The organism is Streptomyces sp. NPDC091281 (assembly GCF_044757425.1).
GTDB lineage: Bacteria > Actinomycetota > Actinomycetes > Streptomycetales > Streptomycetaceae > Streptomyces.
This window is the reverse complement of the sequence record NZ_JBIVUY010000007.1, coordinates 386,874-402,701: the sequence shown is the minus strand read 5'-3', so window position 1 is coordinate 402,701 and position 15,828 is coordinate 386,874. Positions and strand designations below refer to the sequence as shown.

Below are 15,828 nucleotides of genomic sequence, written 5' to 3'. Positions count from 1 at the left end.
CGCCGCATGGACCCGCTCGGCACCGGCACGACGCCGCCCGCGACCGCGGGCGGCGCGCTGTGGGACGGCTTCTCGCTGGAGATGACCGGCAAGGACGTCGCCGGACTGGAGCGGGCCCGCGGCACGCTCCCGCCGGGCACCCGGGTCAACGTCACCTTCCTCGCGACTGAGGACCTCGGCACCCGCCTGGACGCGGCCCGCGCCGTCCGCGCGCTCGGTCTGGTCCCCGTGCCGCACATCGCCGCCCGCCGCCTCACCTCCCGCGCCGACCTGGAGCACTTCCTCGGCGGTCTGCGTGCCGCCGGGGCCTCGGCGGAGGTCTTCGCCGTCGGCGGCGACCCGGCCCGCCCGCTGGGCCCCTACCCGGACGCCCTCGCCCTGATCCGGTCCGGCCTGCTCACCGGGCACGGCGTCCGGCACGTCGGGATCTGCGGCTACCCCGAGGGGCACCCGGCGATCCCCGGCGACGTCCTGTGGGCGGCCCTGCGCGACAAGGCCGACGCGCTCGCCGAACAGGGCCTCACCGGCAGCGTCATCACCCAGTTCGGCTTCGACGCCGAACCGGTCCTCGCCTGGATCGCGGAACTCCGGCGGCAGGGCGTCACCCTGCCCGTCCGGGTCGGTGTGCCCGGCCCGGCCGGGGTGCGGCGGCTGCTGACGTACGCCACCCGGTTCGGGGTGGGCACGGGGGCCGCCGTCGCCCGCAAGTACGGCCTGTCGCTCACCCACCTCATGGGGACGGCGGGACCGGACCGGTTCCTGCGGGACCTCGCCGCCGGGTACGACCCGGACCGGCACGGCGCGGTGGGCACGCACTTCTACACCTTCGGCGGGGTCACCGCGACCGCCGAGTGGGTCGCCCGGTTCCGCGCGGGCGAGGGCGGCTGACACCCCGTCGGCGCCGCCGTCACCAGCCGGGCCGGGCCCGGCGGCCGAAGAGCAGGCCGCGCGGCTCCGGGGGCGGCGGGGTGCCCGGCTTGAGCGGCCAGGCCAGCAGCATCCCCGCCAGGAACCCCACCACGTGCGCCGCGTACGCCACCGTGCCCGCGCCCTCCGAGACGCCCTCGCCGGACGAGTACACGGCCTGGAGACCGAACCAGAAGCCCAGCACCATCCAGGCGGGCAGCCGCAGCGGCAGGAACACCAGGAACGGCACCAGCACCCACACCCGCGCCTTCGGATACAGCACCAGATAGGCGCCCAGCACCCCCGCGATCGCCCCCGAGGCGCCGATCAGCGGGTCCGTCGAGTCCGCGTTGAGCAGCGCGAAGCCGTACGACGCCGCGTAGCCGCACGCGACGTAGAACAGTGCGAAGCGGACGTGGCCCATGCGGTCCTCGATGTTGTTGCCGAAGATCAGCAGGAACAGCATGTTGCCCAGCAGGTGCAGCCAGCCGCCGTGCAGGAACATCGCGGTGAACACGCTCAGCTCCGGGGACTTCTCGTAGCCCGGCGGGCCCAGGGCGCAGCCGCCCGCGCGGGTCGCGCCGGTCGGCACCAGCTGCGGCAGCTGACCGCTGATCAGTTCCTGCGGCACGGCCGCCCAGTGGGCCAGGAACGCGTGCAGGTTGCAGGTCTGCGTCAGCGCGCTGTCGCCCGCGACCGAGCCGGCCAGGCCCGGCATGAACCAGAAGACGAGGACATTGGCGGCGATCAGCGCGTACGTCACCGTCGGGGTGCGGCGCGTCGGGTTCACGTCATGGACGGGGATGACCACAAGGAAGTACTGCCCGCGATCCGTGGGCCGAACCGGTGAACGGGCCGCGCCGCGCCCGCGTATGACTCGGCAACGCCCGCGGCCCGCAGAACGGCACCGCGGGGACGACGTGACGACGTGAGGACAGGCGATGAACGACCGGGTTGCTCCACCGATGCACGCCACGCCCGACGGCGAGGCGGAGATCGCGCTGGTGATCCGCCTCCCCTGGGAGGACGTGGCGCGGCTCGGCCAGGAGGCGGGGCGGCTCGCCTCGCAGATGCAGCGGCCGGTGACGCTGGACGAGGCGGTCAGCCACCGGCTGCGCTCCCGGCCCGCCTCCGCGGCCCACGCCAAGCCCAGCGACCCGCCCGCCACCGCGCCCGTCTCGACCCTCCCGCGGATCAGCGGCACCGGCTGACCCGGTCCGCCGGCACGGACCGGTCCGGGGCGCGCAACCCCCCTCTCGCGCGCCCCGGGCCTTCCGTACGAGTCGCCCCGCCGCTCTACGCCCCGCCGTCCCGCACCTTGGCCGCCGCCTTGCGGGCCGCGACCAGGACCGGGTCCCACACCGGGCTGAACGGAGGCGCGTAGCCGAGGTCCAGGGCCGTCATCTGTTCCACCGTCATCCCGGCCGTGAGGGCGACCGCCGCGATGTCGACGCGTTTGCCCGCGCCCTCCCGGCCGACGATCTGCACCCCCAGCAGCCGTCCCGTGCGGCGCTCGGCGAGCATCTTGACCGTCATGAGGGCGGCGTCGGGGTAGTACCCCGCCCGGCTGGTCGACTCGACGGTGACCGCCTCGAACCGCAGCCCCGCCCGCAGCGCGTCCTTCTCGCGCAGCCCGGTCCGGGCGATCTCCAGGTCGCACACCTTGCTGACGGCCGTGCCGACCACGCCGGGGAACGTGGCGTACCCGCCGCCGACGTTGGTGCCGATGACCTGCCCGTGCTTGTTGGCGTGCGTTCCGAGCGGGATGTGCCGCTCCTGGCCGGAGACCAGGTCGAGGACCTCCACGCAGTCGCCGCCCGCCCAGATGTCCTCGTGCCCGCGCACCCGCATCCCGAGGTCCGTCAGCAGCCCGCCGTGCGCGCCCAGCGGCAGCCCCGCGGCCGCGGCGAGCGCGGTCTCGGGGCGGACGCCGAGGCCGAGGACGACGACGTCCGCCGGATACTCCGCGTCCGCCGTGACCACCGCCCGGACCCGGCCGCCGTCGTCGACGCGGACCTCGGTGACCTCGGCGTCGTCGACCATGGTGATGCCCATGCCGGTCATCGCCTCGCGCACCAGGCGGCCCATGTCCGGGTCGAGGGTGGACATCGGCTCGGCGCCCCGGTTGACGACGGTCACCTCGTAGCCGCGGTGGACGAACGCCTCCGCCATCTCCACGCCGATGTAGCCCGCCCCGACGACCACCGCGCGCCGCCCGCGCGCGCGGGACAGCGAGTCGATCAGGGCCTGCCCGTCGTCCAGGGTCTGCACCCCGTGCACCCCGTCCGCGTCGGCCCCCGGCAGGTCCGGCCGCACGGGTCGCGCCCCGGTCGCGACGACCAGCTTGTCGTACGGCGTCCACGACTCGGCCCCCGAGCCGAGGTCCCGCGCCCGCACCCGCCGCCCGGCCACGTCGATCGCGGTGACCTCGGTGCGCAGCCGTACGTCGATCCCGCGCTCCCGGTGCTCCCGCGGCGTCCGCGCGATCAGGTCGTCCCGGTCGCCGACCTCCCCGCCGACCCAGTAGGGGATGCCGCAGGCCGAGTACGAGGTGAAGTGGCCGCGCTCGAACGCGACGATCTCCAGTTCGTCGGGCCCCTTGAGGCGCCGGGCCTGGGACGCGGCGGACATGCCCGCCGCGTCCCCGCCGATGACGACCAGCCGTTCCCGGCCCGAACCTCCGTCGCGTACCCGCGCGTTGTCGCTCATGCGCCCACGCTACGGGCCCGCTCCGGCACGGCGGCGCCGACGCCCGGTCAGTCCCCCTCGACCGGGCCGGCGGCGACCCGGCGGCGGCCCCGCCGCAGCCGCAGCCACACCGCCACCGCGACGGCGGCCACGACCGCGAACGGCAGCACCGCGCCGACCGCCAGCGCGACCCACCGCAGCACCGTCACGAACGCGCCCCAGCCGCCCGCGACGGCGTCCACGAACCCGGGGTCGTCGTCCTCCTCGGCGACCGTGACCGGCTTCTCCGTGAGGGTGAGGGTGATGGTGGCGAGGCTGGTGCGGTCCTTCAGGGACGCCTGGCGGGCGAGCAGCGCCTCCAGGTCGGCCTCGCGGCGGCTGAGTTCGCCCTCCAGCGTGACCACGTCGCTCAACTTCGTCGCGTCGTCCATCAGTCCGCGGATACGCGTCACGCTGAGCCGCTGCGAGGTGATCCGGCTCTCCACGTCCACCACCTGGTCGGTGACGTCCTGCGCCTTCGCGGTGCGCTCCAGGAGCTTGCCCGCGCCCTGGAGCCCGGTGAGGACGTCGTCGTAGCGGTCCACGGGCACGCGCAGCACCACGCGGGTCTGCTCGGTGCTGTCCTCGTCGCGGGTCGTGGTCTCCTCGCCGACGTAGCCGCCCGCGCCCTCGGTGGTCGTGCGGGCCCGGTCCAGGGCCTTCGGCACGTCCTTCACCTGCACGGTCAGCGAGGCGGTGCGGATGACGTGGTTCACGGGCAGCTTCGGCGCGGAGGCGGCGCCGGAACCGGCCGCGGACCGCTTCCCGTCGTCTTCGACCGCGCCCGTGTCCTGCTCCCCGGCGGCCACCCCGCCCGCCTGGGGCGCGGCCGCCTTGTCCGAGGAACTCGACGCGCCGCCGCCCCCGGCGCCGCACCCCGTCAGCGCGACGGCGGCGGCGAGCAGGACGCCCGCCAGCAGGGGCACCGGACGGACGGAACGCCCGGGACGGGCGGTGCGGGTGCGGGTGCGGGACGTGTGTGATGTGCGCATGTGGAGCTGCCCCCCTGGGTGGCGACGACTGACAGTCCTTCGACGCCCGGCCGGGCCGAGACGTTGGGGCGGAACGGTTCCGAACAGGTCACGGTCGGGACGCGGGACGGACACCGCCACGCGCGGGGCCGGGTGCGGTGGGGCCGCGGCCTGGGCGTCGGCCCGCTTTGAGAGAGTGGGGACATGAGCGCAACGGGTGAGGGCACGGGTCGGGTCGTCGTCGTGGGAGCCGGGATCGCGGGCCTGGCCGCCGCCCTCCGGCTGCTGGAGAGCGGCGCCCGCGTCACCGTCCTGGAGGCGTCCGGCCGGGTCGGCGGCAAGCTGCTGCCCGGCGAGATCGCGGGCGTCCGCGTCGACCTCGGCGCCGAGTCGATGCTGGCCCGCCGCCCCGAGGCGGTCGCCCTCGCGCGCGCGGCGGGCCTCGGCGACCGCCTCCAGCCGCCCGCCACCGCCACCGCCACCGCCGCCCTGTGGACCCGCGGCGCCCTGCGGCCCATGCCCAAGGGCCACGTCATGGGCGTCCCCGGCACCGCCGACGCGCTCGCGGGCGTCCTCTCCGACGAGGGCCTCGCCGCCATCGCCCGCGAGGCCGACCTGCCCCGTACGGAGATCGGCGAGGACGTCGCCGTGGGGGAGTTCGTCGCCGCGCGCCTCGGCCGCGAGGTCGTCGACCGCCTCGTCGAACCCCTCCTCGGCGGGGTGTACGCGGGCGACGCCTACCGCCTGTCGATGCGCTCGGCCGTCCCCCAGCTCTTCGAGGCCGCCCGCGACCACGACTCCCTCACCGGGGCCGTCCGCGCGATCCAGGCCAGGGCCGCCGCCGCCCGGCAGACCGGGCCCGTCTTCACCGGCCTCGACGGCGGCGTGGGCACCCTGCCGCTCGCCGTCGCCGACGCGGTCCGCGCGCGCGGCGGCGAGATCCGCCTCGCCACCCCCGTCCGCGCCCTGCGCCGGGTCACCGCGGCCGGCGCTCCCGGTACGGCCTGGGAGGTCGTCACCGACGACCGCGTCCTGTCCGCCGACGCCGTCGTCCTCGCCGCCCCGGCCCCCGCCGCCGCGGCCCTGCTCGCCGCCGAGTCGCCCGGCGCCGCCGCCGAACTCCGCGCCGTCGCGTACGCCTCGATGGCCCTCGTCACCCTCGCCTACCGCCGCTCCGACACCGCCGCCCTGCCCGACGGCAGCGGCTTCCTGGTGCCCCCGGTCGACGGCCGCACCATCAAGGCCTCCACCTTCGCCTCGCAGAAGTGGGGCTGGATCGGCGCCCAGGACCCGGACGTCGCCGTCCTGCGCACCTCGGTCGGCCGGTACGGCGAGACCGCGATCCTCGACCGTCCCGACGCCGACCTCGTCGAGGTCTCCCGCCAGGACCTGCGCGCCGCGACCGGCCTCGACGCCGTCCCGCTGGCCACCCGCGTCACCCGCTGGACCGACGGCCTGCCCCAGTACCCGGTCGGCCACCACGCGCGCGTCGCCCGCGTCCGCGCCCACGTGGCCCGGCTCCCCGGTCTCGCCGTGTGCGGCGCGGCCTACGACGGGGTCGGCATCCCGGCCTGCGTCGCGAGCGCGTGGGCCGCCGCCGACGGGCTGCGCGGCCACCTCGGAGCGGCCCGCGACCTCACCGCCGACCCGGTGCGGAGCCCGCACGGCGGAGCGGGAGAATGAGCCCCATGAGTGACGACGCCTCCACCACCGAGTCCGGCAGGATCCCCAACAAGGGCAAGCTGGCCAAGGACCTCAACGACACCATCCGCTACACGCTCTGGTCCGTCTTCCGGCTGAAGGACGCGCTCCCCGAGGACCGCGGCGGCTGGGCCGACGAGGTCCAGGAGCTGTTCGACCAGCTCACCGCCAAGGACGTCAAGATCCGCGGCACCTACGACGTGTCCGGGCTGCGCGCCGACGCCGACGTCATGATCTGGTGGCACGCGGAGACCAGCGACCAGCTCCAGGAGGCGTACAACCTCTTCCGCCGCACCCGGCTCGGCCGCGCCCTGGAGCCCGTCTGGTCGAACATGGCGCTGCACCGCCCCGCCGAGTTCAACCGCTCGCACATCCCGGCCTTCCTCGCCGACGAGACGCCCCGCGACTACGTCAGCGTCTACCCCTTCGTGCGCAGCTACGACTGGTACCTGCTGCCCGACGAGGACCGCCGCCGCATGCTCGCCGACCACGGCAAGATGGCCCGCGGCTACCCGGACGTGCGCGCCAACACCGTCGCCTCCTTCTCCCTCGGCGACTACGAGTGGATCCTCGCCTTCGAGGCCGACGAGCTGTACCGCATCGTCGACCTCATGCGTCACCTGCGCGCCTCCGAGGCCCGGATGCACGTCCGCGAGGAGGTCCCCTTCTACACGGGCCGCCGTAAGTCGGTCAGCGAACTGGTGTCGGGCCTGGCGTAACGGTCCGGGCCCCGGCGGCACGGTGACCGGCCCGACGGCACGGTGACCGGCCCGGCCGGTCGGGGCGGCCGGTCAGGTCCGGCGGGCGGAGGCGGCGAGGCGGTCGGCGAGCGCGGCGACGAGGCCGCGCAGTTCGTCGGGGCGCTCGACGGCGAACGGCAGGTCGAGCGAGGCGAGGACCGGCGGCAGCCAGTCGAGCCGCTCCGCCCGCAGCTCGACCCGCAGCCAGCCCCCGGCCGACGGGGCCGCGTCCGCCTCGCCTCCCTCGCCCGGCGCGGGCGGGCACTCCGTCAGGCGCGCGACGCTCGCGGGCAGCCGGGCGCGGACCTGCTCGACCGTCCCCCGCACGCGCAGCGTCACCTCGTGCCGGTACGGGGCCGTGGCGAACCTGGTGAGGACGCGCTCCGCCGGGTCCGGCCCCTCCGGCACCTCGAACGAGCCGGGCAGCGCCCGCGCGTCGGCGACACGGTCCAGCCGGAACGTCCGCTCCTCGCCGATCCGGGCGTCCTCGCCCGTGACGTACCAGCGGCCCGCGTGGGCGACGATCCCGTACGGGTGCAGGGTGCGGTCGCCGCGCCGCCCCTCGCGGTCGGTGTAGCGGAGGGCGACCGGTCGGCGGTGGCGCACCGCGTCGGCGAGGGTGAGCAGGACCTCCGCGTCCGGGGGTCCGGAGGGCGCCGTGGTGTCCGCGCCGGGCGGGCGGTCGGTGAAGGCGAGGGCCTCCTGGAGCGCGTCGAGCCGACGGGCGACGGGCCGGGGCAGCACCCGCCGGATCTTCGCCGCCGCGGTCTCACCCGCCGTACGGTCGGACGTCGTCAGCCCCGCCCGGCGGGCCGCGGCCAGACCCAGCAGCACGGCCAGCGCCTCGTCGTCGCCGAGCATGAGCGGGGGCAGACGGTATCCGGGGCCGAGCCGGTACCCGCCGTAGCGGCCGCGCACCGACTCCACGGGCACGTCCAGGTCGATCAGGTGGTCGACGTACCGCCGGACCGTGCGTCCGTCGACGCCGAGCCGGTCGGCGAGTTCGGCCACGGTGCGGGTGCCGCCGGACTGCAACAGCTCCAGCAGCGTCAGCACACGGCCGGTGGGTCGGGACATGTCCGCAGCCTAGTGCCGATACCGGACCGATTCTGTCCGCTATTTCTCCTACCGTGCGAGAGGTAACCGCCCAGCACAGCCGAGGAGCACCCCATGGACTTCGTCTCGATCCGCATCATCACCGGCGACGTGGCACGCCTCGTCGCGTTCTACGAGCGCGCCACCGGGGCGCGGGCGGTGTGGGCCACCGAGGACTTCGCCGAACTGCGCGTCGGGGGTGCCACCCTCGCGATCGCCGGCACCCGCACCGTCCCGCTGTTCGCGCCGGGGTCGGCCCGCCCGGCGGCCAACGACAGCGTCATCACCGAGTTCCTCGTCGACGACGTGGACCGCGTCCACCGCGACCTGGCCGACGTCGTGGCCGACTTCGTCACCGAGCCCACCACGATGCCCTGGGGCAACCGGTCCCTGCTGCTCCGCGACCCCGACGGCAACCTCGTCAACTTCTTCACCCCCGTCACCCCGGAGGCGGTCGCGAAGTTCGCCCGCTGAAACGGACCCGCGAGGGCGGCCGACGTCCGGCCGCCACGACCGTGACGGCTAGGCCGGGATCGCTGCGGACAGGCGGGCGGCGAGGGGGCCGTCGTCGAGGGAGGCGAGCAGTTCCTCGCGGGTCGGGCCGGTGGCGGGGCCGGTGCGGGTGACGGCGAAGGCGGCCGCCGCGTTGGCGCCCTCCGCCGCCGTGACCGGGTCCAGCCCGTGTCCGAGGAGGGCCAGGAAGGCACCCACGTGGGCGTCTCCGGCACCGTTGCTGTCCACCGCGGTCACCCGGCGGCCGGGGAGATGCCGGAGGTCCGTGCTGTCGGGGGGAAGCAGCCAGCAGCCCGCGGCGTCGGCCCGCACCAGGACCCCGGTGCGCGGGTCCAGCCGGTCGGCGAGGGCGACGGCCGCCTCCCGCGCGTCGTACAGGCCGGTCAGCAGCTGCCCCTCCCGCTGGTTGCAGCTGATCCAGTCGGACCGCTCCAGGACGGGGTCCAGGACGTCGCCGGGGATCTCGGCGACCAGCGGCCCCGGATCGAGGAGGACCCGGACGTCCGCGGGCAGCCGTTTCACCAGGGAGGCCAGCACCGGGCCGTTGCCGGGATACGCGAGCCCGTACCCGGAGACCTGCACCAGGTCGCCGGGGAGCAGGGCGGCGAGCACGGCGGCGGCGTCGGCCTCGGTCAGCCGGGCCTCCGCGCCGAGGCTGGTGGCGAAGGTGCGTTCGCCGCTGTCGTCGACGAACGCGACGCAGAAACCGGTGTCGGCCGCGGCCAGCGGCGGCAGCACCGTGCCGACGCCCTCCCGTGCCAGGTCGGCGCGGACGCGGTCGCCGAACGGGCCGGTGCCGTGCGCCCCGGCGTACACGGCCGGCAGGCCCAGGCGGCGGGCGGCGGCCAGGACGTTGAAGCCGCCGCCGGTGGCGAGGCCGCTGTCCCGGGCGACGACGTCGCCGCCGCGTTCGGGCAGCGCCGCCACCCGCATCACCAGGTCGACGATGGTGTTGCCCACGAGAACGAGCCGCCCGCCCGTGGTGCCGGTACCGGTGCCGCTCTCCTTCACCTCGCTCATGACGTCTCCCGGGCGGTCTGCGGGCGGGTGGTCGGCGCGGGGTGCTGTCCGGTCGGCTCCGGCAGGGTGCCGCCGTCGAAGCGGCGCAGTGCCGTGTAGGCGCCCGCCGCCAGGGCGAGGGTCACCAGCCAGCCCAGCCCGTTGGCGCCGATCCAGGTGCCGGAGAGCGGCCCGGAGAACCACACGTCGGTCGAGCTGGTGCCCGCCTCGGTGAACAGCAGGCCCACCACGATGGCCGCCGCCCAGGACGTCATGGCGGCCCAGGCCACGCCGCCGCGGAACCAGTAGCGGCTGGAGCGGGAGACGTCCATCAGGGCGTCGCCGTCGTAGGACCGGCGGGCGACGAGATCCACGGCGAACACGCCGATCCAGGCCGTGATGGGCACGGCGAGGAGGGTCAGGAAGGTGATGAACGGGCCGTAGAAGTCCTCGGCGATGAGGATGAAGTAGATGCCGCCCAGGAAGGTGACGACCACGTCGATGCCGACGGCGAGGGTGCGCCGGACCTTGATGCCCAGGGTGATCATGGTGAGTCCGGCCGAGTAGACGGACAGGTGGTTGGAGAGCAGCAGTCCGCCGAACGCGGCGATCAGGTAGGGGACGGACATCCACGACGGGAGCATCGCGTTGATCGCCGAGACCGGGTCGGAGGAGGCGGCGAGGCCCGGTTCGCCCGCGGCGAGCAGGGACCCCAGGGAGATCAGGACGATCAGCGGGATGCCTGCGCCGAAGGCCGAGGCCAGCACCAGCCGGCCGCCGGGGACCCCGCGGGGGAGGTAGCGGGCGTAGTCGGCTCCGGCGTTGGCCCAGCCGATGCCGGTGCCCGCGGCGATCATCCCGACGCCCACGATCATCGCGCTGAGCGGTCCGGCGGGCGCGCCGAGGACCTTGTCCCAGTCGACCGTGGCGACCAGGAAGCCGATCACGACGAGGTTGAGGACCCCGAACACGTAGGTGGCCCACCTGTTGATCCACATGATCGTGGCGTGCCCGAGACCGCTGATCAGCAGGGTCAGCGCGATGAACGTCAGCAGGCACAGCACGGTGAGCACGGTGTTGCGCCGTATGCCGAACACGACGTCGATGAGCGCCAGCAGGGTGAAGGCGGCCGTGGTGGTGTTGATGGTCTCCCAGCCCAGGCGGCTGAGCCAGGTGACGAGCGTCGGGCCCGTGTTGCCGCGTACGCCGAACACCGCCCGCGAGAGGGTGAGTGCCGGGGCGCCGCCGCGCTTGCCCGCGATGCTCAACGCGCCCACCAGGGCGAACGAGCCGAAGGAGCCGAGCAGGGCGACGAGCGCGGCCTGCCAGAAGTTCAGGCCCCGGAAGCTGACCAGGGCCGCGCCGAGCGGAAGGCCGAGGATGCTGATGTTCGCGGCGAACCAGGTCCAGAACATCTGTCCGGCGTGGCCGTGCCGTTCGGCGTCCGGGACGGGCTCGATGCCCCGGGTCTCGACGGTGCCGACGCGGTCGTTCGGTGAAGCCTCCATGGTCGTACCCGTTCTCTCTGGTGCGTCTTTCTCTCCGTGCTACGGCGAAAGCGGTTCCGTCAGGGGGGTGGGGAGGTGTCCGAGGGGGGTGGGGACGTGTCCGAGTGGGGGTGGGGAAGGGGTTCAGCGTGTCCCGGCGCGCAGGGTGAGCAGGGCGTCGGCCACCGGCTCCAGGTCGAGGCCGTTGACCGAGCGGAGGGTGGCGAGGGCGTCGGCGGGCAGCGCGGAGGCGCCGCGCAGGGCCCCTCCGACGGCACCGGCGACGGCGCCGATGGTGTCGCAGTCCCCGCCGAGGTTCGCCGCGAGGAGGCAGGCCCGCCACGGGTCCCCGTCGGCGAGGGCGAGCACGGCGAAGGCCGCGGGCACCGACTCCTGGCTGGCGACGCTGGTGCCGACCAGGTCGCACACCTGGTCCAGGGCCCGCTGTTCGGGCTGGTCCCGCACCAGGTCCACGGCCCAGGCGATACGGGTGGCGATGTCCGCCCCGGCGACCCAGTGCCCGCGCTCGGCCCCGGCGGCGGCCGCGGTGACCGCCGCGTCGACGACGTCCCGGAGGTCCCCGCCGTCCACGCCCCGGCTGACGGCCGCGGCGACGGCCGCGGCGGAGGCGATGCCGAGGGAGGTGTCATGGGTGACCTGGCACGCCGCCGCCACCCCGTCGAGGAAGCGGTCGAGCGGGGCGGGGGAGCAGGCGATGCCGACGGGGGTGATCCGCATGGCGGCCCCGTTCGTGGCACCGGCCTTGCCCGCCTCCTCCACCGGGACGCCCCGCGACACCGCTTCGAGCGCCGCCTTGGTGGACGGGCCGAGCAGGTCGAGCGACCCCTTGGCCTTCATCTCCCGTTCCCAGGCCAGGAGTTCCTTCGCGAGCCGCAGGGGGTCGATCCGGCCGCCGGACTCGGTGAGCAGCCGGGCCACGATGAGCGCCTGGTCGGTGTCGTCCGTGACCGCGCCCGCGGGCATGCCGGCGCTCACCGGATTGTCCGGGGGGGCGGGCTCGAAACCGGAGACGGTGCCGAACCGCGCGACGATCGACGGGCGGGACAGGAGCTGGGTGGGCATGCCGAGGGCGTCGCCCAGGGCCAGGCCGTACAGGGCGCCGACCGCGCGGTCGTGCTCGTCTTTCATGCGTGCTTCCCGTGGGTGGGTGTGAGGGGGGTGCGTGCGAGGGGCGTGCGGGGCGGTGGGCCGGGTCATTGCGGGGGCTCCCCGAAACCGAGGTGCAGCTCGAAGCGGGCGGGGTCGAGCAGGCTCCTGACCTGCTCCACGATCCGGCCGTCCGCGCCGCGGCCGACCCTGCGGGTGGCGAGCCACGGTTCGCCCGCCCGCCGCCGCAGCAGGGCGGCGTCGTCGTCGGACAGCGGCCGTACCGAGGCCCACTCCTCCCCGTGGGTGGCGCGCAGCCCGACCGCGGCCAGGGTTCTGGTCAGCGAGTCGTCCACGAGCCCCCGCGCCGGGACGTCCGCCAGGGCGGCGACCAGGGGGACCCGGCTGCGCTCCAGCGCGACGGGGGTGCCGTCCGGCAGGACGCGCAGCCGGTCGAGGATCAGGAACTCGGTCTCCTCGCCGAGCCCCAGTTCACGGGCCGGCCCGGCGTCGGCCCCCGTGTCCAGGCGGAGCGTCTCGGTGGTGACGCGGGCGCCCTGGTCGGCGAGGGCCCGGGTCCAGCCGAGCCGGTTGTCCAGGACACCGCCGTCGAAGGTGACGAAGGAGCCCACCCCCGCGTGCGTGGAGATCAGTCCCTGCTTGCTGAGTTCGTCCAGGGCCTGCCGGACGGTGGTCCGGCTGACCTCGAAGCGCCGGGTGAGCGCGTGTTCGCCGGGCAGTCTGCTGCCCGGTTCCAGGGCACCGCTGCGGATCTCGCGGGCCAGGACCTGTGCGACACCTTGATGCTTGAGAACCTGTTTAGGCATGTCCAGGACGGTGCCACACATGTCCAGTCCTGTCTAGACTCCCGACGAAGGTCGTATGGCGTCCGTGTGACGGTCGTACGGCACGGAGAAGCGCCTCGACCCGCACGTGGGGTCGAGGCGCTTCTCGTCGCGTTCCGTCAGGAGGCGCGCGGGGGCGCCGCCCGCTCCTTCGCCCGCGGGGCGGTCGGCTCCGGCTCCGGGCGCGGTGCGCAGGCCGCGCGCCGTCCCGGCAGACGGCCCTCCAGCAGGTACGTCTCCAGGTGGCCGTTGACGCAGGCGTTGGGTCCGCCCGCGATGCCGTGGGTGCCCGCGTCCCGCTCGGTCACCAGCACCGACCCGCTGAGCCGCCGGTGCAGCTCCAGGGCGCCGTCGTAGGGGGCCGCCGCGTCCCGTTCGGCCGAGAGGATCAGCGTCGGCGGCAGCTCGCCCGGACCGGTCCGCACGTCCAGCGGCCGCTGCCGGGGCGCCTTCCAGTACGCGCAGGGCAGGTTCGCCCACACGTTGTCCCAGGTCTCGAACGGGGCGACGCGCGCGAGGCGGGTGTTGTCGCGGTCCCACACCCGGAAGTCGGTCGGCCAGGGCCCGTCGTTGCACTCCACGGCCGTGTAGACGGCGTTCGCGTTCTCCGCCTCCGCGGCGGCCTCCCGCACCGGCGCGGCCAGCCCCACCAGCAGCTCCGGATCGCCCTTCAGGTACGCCGACAGCGCCTCCGCGCGGGACGGCCAGTAGTCGTCGTAGTACCCGGCCTGGAGGAACGTCCCCTGCAACTGGGCCGGGCCCACCTCGCCGCCCGCGGGCTCGGCGGCGAGCCGCTCGGCCGCCCGGTCGTACGCGGCCTGCACCGCCTCGGCGGTCGCGCCCAGCCCGTACGTGCCGTCGTGCCGGGCCACCCACTCCCGGAAGTCCTCCCAGCGGCTCTCGAACGCGGCCGACTGGTCGAGGTTGTTGCGGTACCAGATCTGCGCGGGGTCCGGGTTCACCGCCGCGTCGAACACCATCCGCCGCACGTGCGAGGGGAACAGGGTGGCGTACAGCGCGCCGAAGTAGGTGCCGTACGACGCCCCCATGAACGTCAGCCGGTCCTCGCCCAGCGCCGCCCGGACGACGTCGAGGTCACGGGCGTTGTTCAGGGACGTGTAGTGCCGCAGAGCCTCACCCGCCCGCTTCGCGCAGCCCTCCGCGTACGCCTCGGCGCGCGCGACCCGCTCCTGCTTGTACGCGGCCGTGGGGTGGACCGGCGCGGGCGCGGGGCCCTTGAAGAACTCCTTCGGGTCCTGGCAGGACAGCGGCGCGGACCGGCCGACGCCGCGCGGCTCGTAGCCGACCAGGTCGTACGCGGCCCCGAGGCGCTTCCACTGCGGCAGCACGCCGATCAGCGGGAAGTACAGGCCGGAGGCGCCCGGCCCGCCCGGGTTGAAGACCAGCGCGCCCTGCCGGGGCACCCGGCGCTTGCTGTTGTGCGGGTCGCGCTGGGTGGCCGCCGCCCGGCTCACCGTCAGCCGGATCTGCCGGCCGTCGGGATCGGCGTAGTCGAGCGGGACGGAGACCGTGCCGCACTGCATGGCGCCCGGAAGTTCCTCCGCCTCGGCGCAGGCCCCGAACGCGATGCCCTCCTCGGCGGCGCGTCCGGCGGCGACGGCGACCCCGGACGCGAGGACAGAGGCGGCCGGGGCGCGGGAGGTGTCCGGCGCCCCCTCGGCCGGGGTGGCGGTCAGGGTGGACAGGAGCAGGGCTCCTGCCGCCGAGTAGCGGGCGGCGGCTCTCATCGCGTGTCCCTTCGGTGCGCGGCAGCGACAGAAGGGATGTTTGGGGCGCCCGGGGGGCGAGGCAAGCACCAGCGCGCCGTGTCGGCGCCGATGCCCCTGTGCGCCCCCTGGACACGCCGGGGGCGCCGGGGGCGGGGAGCGTCGGGCGGGTCCGGGGTGCCCGTCGGGGCTCGGCGTGTGCCGGGTCCGCCGGGGGCTCAGCCGTCCCGGTGGGCGAACGCCGCGCGGAGTTCGGGTTCGGGGAGGGCGCGGACTCCGTGGACGGCGACGGAGACCAGCCCGGTCCGCTCGTCCGCGCCCCCACCGCGCGCTCCGGTGGCCTCGGCGGTCCGCCGGGCGAGCGCGTCCAGCAGCCGCTGACCGGCGGGGGAGGCCCAGTGGGCGTAGGGGTGCGCCTCGACGCGGGCCAGCGCCAGACAGCTCAGGGTGAGGGCGAGCGGCAGCCCGAACCAGGCCGCGACCAGGGCGTGCGGCAGGTTCCCGGCGACCGGCATGAGCAGGGCCGCGGCCCCCAGGACGAGGACCACCCCGGTGGCGACCCGCACCTGCCGGACCCCCGAGGCCACCGTCGTACGGGACCCGGTCGGCACGGCCAGACCGGCGCCGACCAGCCGCTCCGCGAGGCCGCGCACGGCGTCGGCGGTGGCCGCGGCGGCGCGGACCGGGGCGACGCGGGACTGGCCGTCCGGTCCGATGGCACCGATCACCGACCGCTCGATGTCGTCGCGTCCGCGCGGGTCGACGACGGTCGCCCAGCCGGTGTGCGCGAGGAGCAGCCGCCGCTGCCGGGCCATGGAGACCAGGGTCAGTTCGGCGACCCGGCCGGGGCCGCCCGCGAGGAACGCCGCCTCGTAGAGCGTGAGGTCGTGTCCGCGCCCGGCGTGCGGGTCGACGCCCGCCGCCCGGACCGCGGCCAGGCACAGCCGGGTGCACGCGATTCCGGCGACGGCCCAGGCGGGCAGCAGGAGCAGCATCCAGAACATTCCGTC

At 75.4% G+C, this 15,828-nt stretch carries 15 protein-coding genes; 5 read left to right on the top strand and 10 right to left on the bottom strand.

What is annotated here, in order from left to right:
• The first annotated feature begins 6 nt into the window (after nt 1-6).
• Nucleotides 7-888 (top strand): methylenetetrahydrofolate reductase, encoded by an 882-nt coding sequence (locus ACIQPQ_RS20900; RefSeq protein ID WP_401305791.1) that lies wholly within the window; start codon nt 7-9, stop codon nt 886-888.
• A gap of 19 nt (nt 889-907) precedes the next feature.
• Here ACIQPQ_RS20900 and ACIQPQ_RS20895 read toward each other — a convergent pair whose 3' ends face one another.
• On the bottom strand, nt 908-1,717 hold the full coding sequence (locus tag ACIQPQ_RS20895; protein WP_401305789.1) for a rhomboid family intramembrane serine protease: 810 nt from the start codon (nt 1,715-1,717) through the stop codon (nt 908-910).
• A 130-nt stretch (nt 1,718-1,847) separates the two neighbouring features.
• Between ACIQPQ_RS20895 and ACIQPQ_RS20890 the strand changes: the two genes are divergently transcribed.
• Nucleotides 1,848-2,117 (top strand): hypothetical protein, encoded by a 270-nt coding sequence (locus ACIQPQ_RS20890; RefSeq protein WP_401305787.1) that lies wholly within the window; start codon nt 1,848-1,850, stop codon nt 2,115-2,117.
• An 85-nt stretch (nt 2,118-2,202) separates the two neighbouring features.
• Here the strand turns inward: ACIQPQ_RS20890 and ACIQPQ_RS20885 are convergent, their stop codons facing one another.
• A complete protein-coding gene (locus ACIQPQ_RS20885; protein ID WP_401305785.1) occupies nt 2,203-3,615 on the bottom strand; it encodes an FAD-dependent oxidoreductase in 1,413 nt (470 codons plus the stop codon).
• Between the two features lie 47 nt (nt 3,616-3,662).
• A complete protein-coding gene (locus tag ACIQPQ_RS20880; RefSeq protein WP_401305783.1) occupies nt 3,663-4,625 on the bottom strand; it encodes a DUF4349 domain-containing protein in 963 nt (320 codons plus the stop codon).
• Nucleotides 4,626-4,808: 183 nt separating this feature from the next.
• On the opposite strand from ACIQPQ_RS20880, the gene hemG reads away from it, so the two are divergent.
• Nucleotides 4,809-6,287, top strand: coding sequence for a protoporphyrinogen oxidase (hemG, locus tag ACIQPQ_RS20875; RefSeq protein ID WP_401305781.1), 1,479 nt, complete (start codon nt 4,809-4,811; stop codon nt 6,285-6,287).
• 5 nt (nt 6,288-6,292) lie between these two features.
• Nucleotides 6,293-7,024 (top strand): hydrogen peroxide-dependent heme synthase, encoded by a 732-nt coding sequence (gene hemQ / locus ACIQPQ_RS20870; RefSeq protein WP_401305779.1) that lies wholly within the window; start codon nt 6,293-6,295, stop codon nt 7,022-7,024.
• Nucleotides 7,025-7,096: 72 nt separating this feature from the next.
• Here hemQ and ACIQPQ_RS20865 read toward each other — a convergent pair whose 3' ends face one another.
• A complete protein-coding gene (locus ACIQPQ_RS20865; protein WP_401305777.1) occupies nt 7,097-8,122 on the bottom strand; it encodes a helix-turn-helix transcriptional regulator in 1,026 nt (341 codons plus the stop codon).
• Nucleotides 8,123-8,215: 93 nt separating this feature from the next.
• Between ACIQPQ_RS20865 and ACIQPQ_RS20860 the strand changes: the two genes are divergently transcribed.
• Nucleotides 8,216-8,614: a VOC family protein gene (locus ACIQPQ_RS20860; protein ID WP_401305775.1), complete on the top strand. Its 399-nt coding sequence runs from the start codon at nt 8,216-8,218 to the stop codon at nt 8,612-8,614.
• A gap of 48 nt (nt 8,615-8,662) precedes the next feature.
• Here ACIQPQ_RS20860 and ACIQPQ_RS20855 read toward each other — a convergent pair whose 3' ends face one another.
• The 6 genes from ACIQPQ_RS20855 to ACIQPQ_RS20830 all read right to left on the bottom strand — a co-directional run bounded on the left by ACIQPQ_RS20855 (nt 8,663) and on the right by ACIQPQ_RS20830 (nt 15,822).
• Nucleotides 8,663-9,673, bottom strand: coding sequence for a PfkB family carbohydrate kinase (locus tag ACIQPQ_RS20855; RefSeq protein ID WP_401305774.1), 1,011 nt, complete (start codon nt 9,671-9,673; stop codon nt 8,663-8,665).
• Nucleotides 9,670-11,160 (bottom strand): purine-cytosine permease family protein, encoded by a 1,491-nt coding sequence (locus ACIQPQ_RS20850; protein ID WP_401305772.1) that lies wholly within the window; start codon nt 11,158-11,160, stop codon nt 9,670-9,672. The genes ACIQPQ_RS20855 and ACIQPQ_RS20850 overlap by 4 nt, the downstream gene beginning before the upstream one ends.
• 123 nt (nt 11,161-11,283) lie before the next feature.
• Nucleotides 11,284-12,288 (bottom strand): ADP-ribosylglycohydrolase family protein, encoded by a 1,005-nt coding sequence (locus ACIQPQ_RS20845; RefSeq protein ID WP_401305770.1) that lies wholly within the window; start codon nt 12,286-12,288, stop codon nt 11,284-11,286.
• Between the two features lie 65 nt (nt 12,289-12,353).
• Nucleotides 12,354-13,073, bottom strand: coding sequence for a GntR family transcriptional regulator (locus ACIQPQ_RS20840; RefSeq protein WP_401305768.1), 720 nt, complete (start codon nt 13,071-13,073; stop codon nt 12,354-12,356).
• A gap of 137 nt (nt 13,074-13,210) precedes the next feature.
• Nucleotides 13,211-14,839 carry an alpha/beta hydrolase gene (locus tag ACIQPQ_RS20835; RefSeq protein ID WP_401305766.1) on the bottom strand — a complete coding sequence of 543 codons (1,629 nt, stop codon included), beginning with the start codon at nt 14,837-14,839 and terminating at the stop codon, nt 13,211-13,213.
• Between the two features lie 197 nt (nt 14,840-15,036).
• Entirely contained in the window at nt 15,037-15,822 is a 786-nt protein-coding gene (locus ACIQPQ_RS20830; RefSeq protein ID WP_401305764.1) for a TIGR04222 domain-containing membrane protein, read from the bottom strand.
• Nucleotides 15,823-15,828 lie beyond the last annotated feature (6 nt).

Excerpts from the sequence above, each read along its gene's own strand:
- ACIQPQ_RS20900 (WP_401305791.1), top strand. The coding sequence starts at position 7 with ATGGACCCGCTCGGCACCGGCACGACGCCGCCCGCGACCGCGGGCGGC.
- ACIQPQ_RS20890 (WP_401305787.1), top strand. The coding sequence starts at position 1,848 with ATGAACGACCGGGTTGCTCCACCGATGCACGCCACGCCCGACGGCGAG.
- ACIQPQ_RS20885 (WP_401305785.1), bottom strand. The coding sequence starts at position 3,615 with ATGAGCGACAACGCGCGGGTACGCGACGGAGGTTCGGGCCGGGAACGG.
- ACIQPQ_RS20880 (WP_401305783.1), bottom strand. The coding sequence starts at position 4,625 with ATGCGCACATCACACACGTCCCGCACCCGCACCCGCACCGCCCGTCCC.
- hemG (WP_401305781.1), top strand. The coding sequence starts at position 4,809 with ATGAGCGCAACGGGTGAGGGCACGGGTCGGGTCGTCGTCGTGGGAGCC.
- hemQ (WP_401305779.1), top strand. The coding sequence starts at position 6,293 with ATGAGTGACGACGCCTCCACCACCGAGTCCGGCAGGATCCCCAACAAG.
- ACIQPQ_RS20865 (WP_401305777.1), bottom strand. The coding sequence starts at position 8,122 with ATGTCCCGACCCACCGGCCGTGTGCTGACGCTGCTGGAGCTGTTGCAG.
- ACIQPQ_RS20860 (WP_401305775.1), top strand. The coding sequence starts at position 8,216 with ATGGACTTCGTCTCGATCCGCATCATCACCGGCGACGTGGCACGCCTC.
- ACIQPQ_RS20855 (WP_401305774.1), bottom strand. The coding sequence starts at position 9,673 with ATGAGCGAGGTGAAGGAGAGCGGCACCGGTACCGGCACCACGGGCGGG.
- ACIQPQ_RS20850 (WP_401305772.1), bottom strand. The coding sequence starts at position 11,160 with ATGGAGGCTTCACCGAACGACCGCGTCGGCACCGTCGAGACCCGGGGC.
- ACIQPQ_RS20845 (WP_401305770.1), bottom strand. The coding sequence starts at position 12,288 with ATGAAAGACGAGCACGACCGCGCGGTCGGCGCCCTGTACGGCCTGGCC.
- ACIQPQ_RS20840 (WP_401305768.1), bottom strand. The coding sequence starts at position 13,073 with ATGCCTAAACAGGTTCTCAAGCATCAAGGTGTCGCACAGGTCCTGGCC.
- ACIQPQ_RS20835 (WP_401305766.1), bottom strand. The coding sequence starts at position 14,839 with ATGAGAGCCGCCGCCCGCTACTCGGCGGCAGGAGCCCTGCTCCTGTCC.
- ACIQPQ_RS20830 (WP_401305764.1), bottom strand. The coding sequence starts at position 15,822 with ATGTTCTGGATGCTGCTCCTGCTGCCCGCCTGGGCCGTCGCCGGAATC.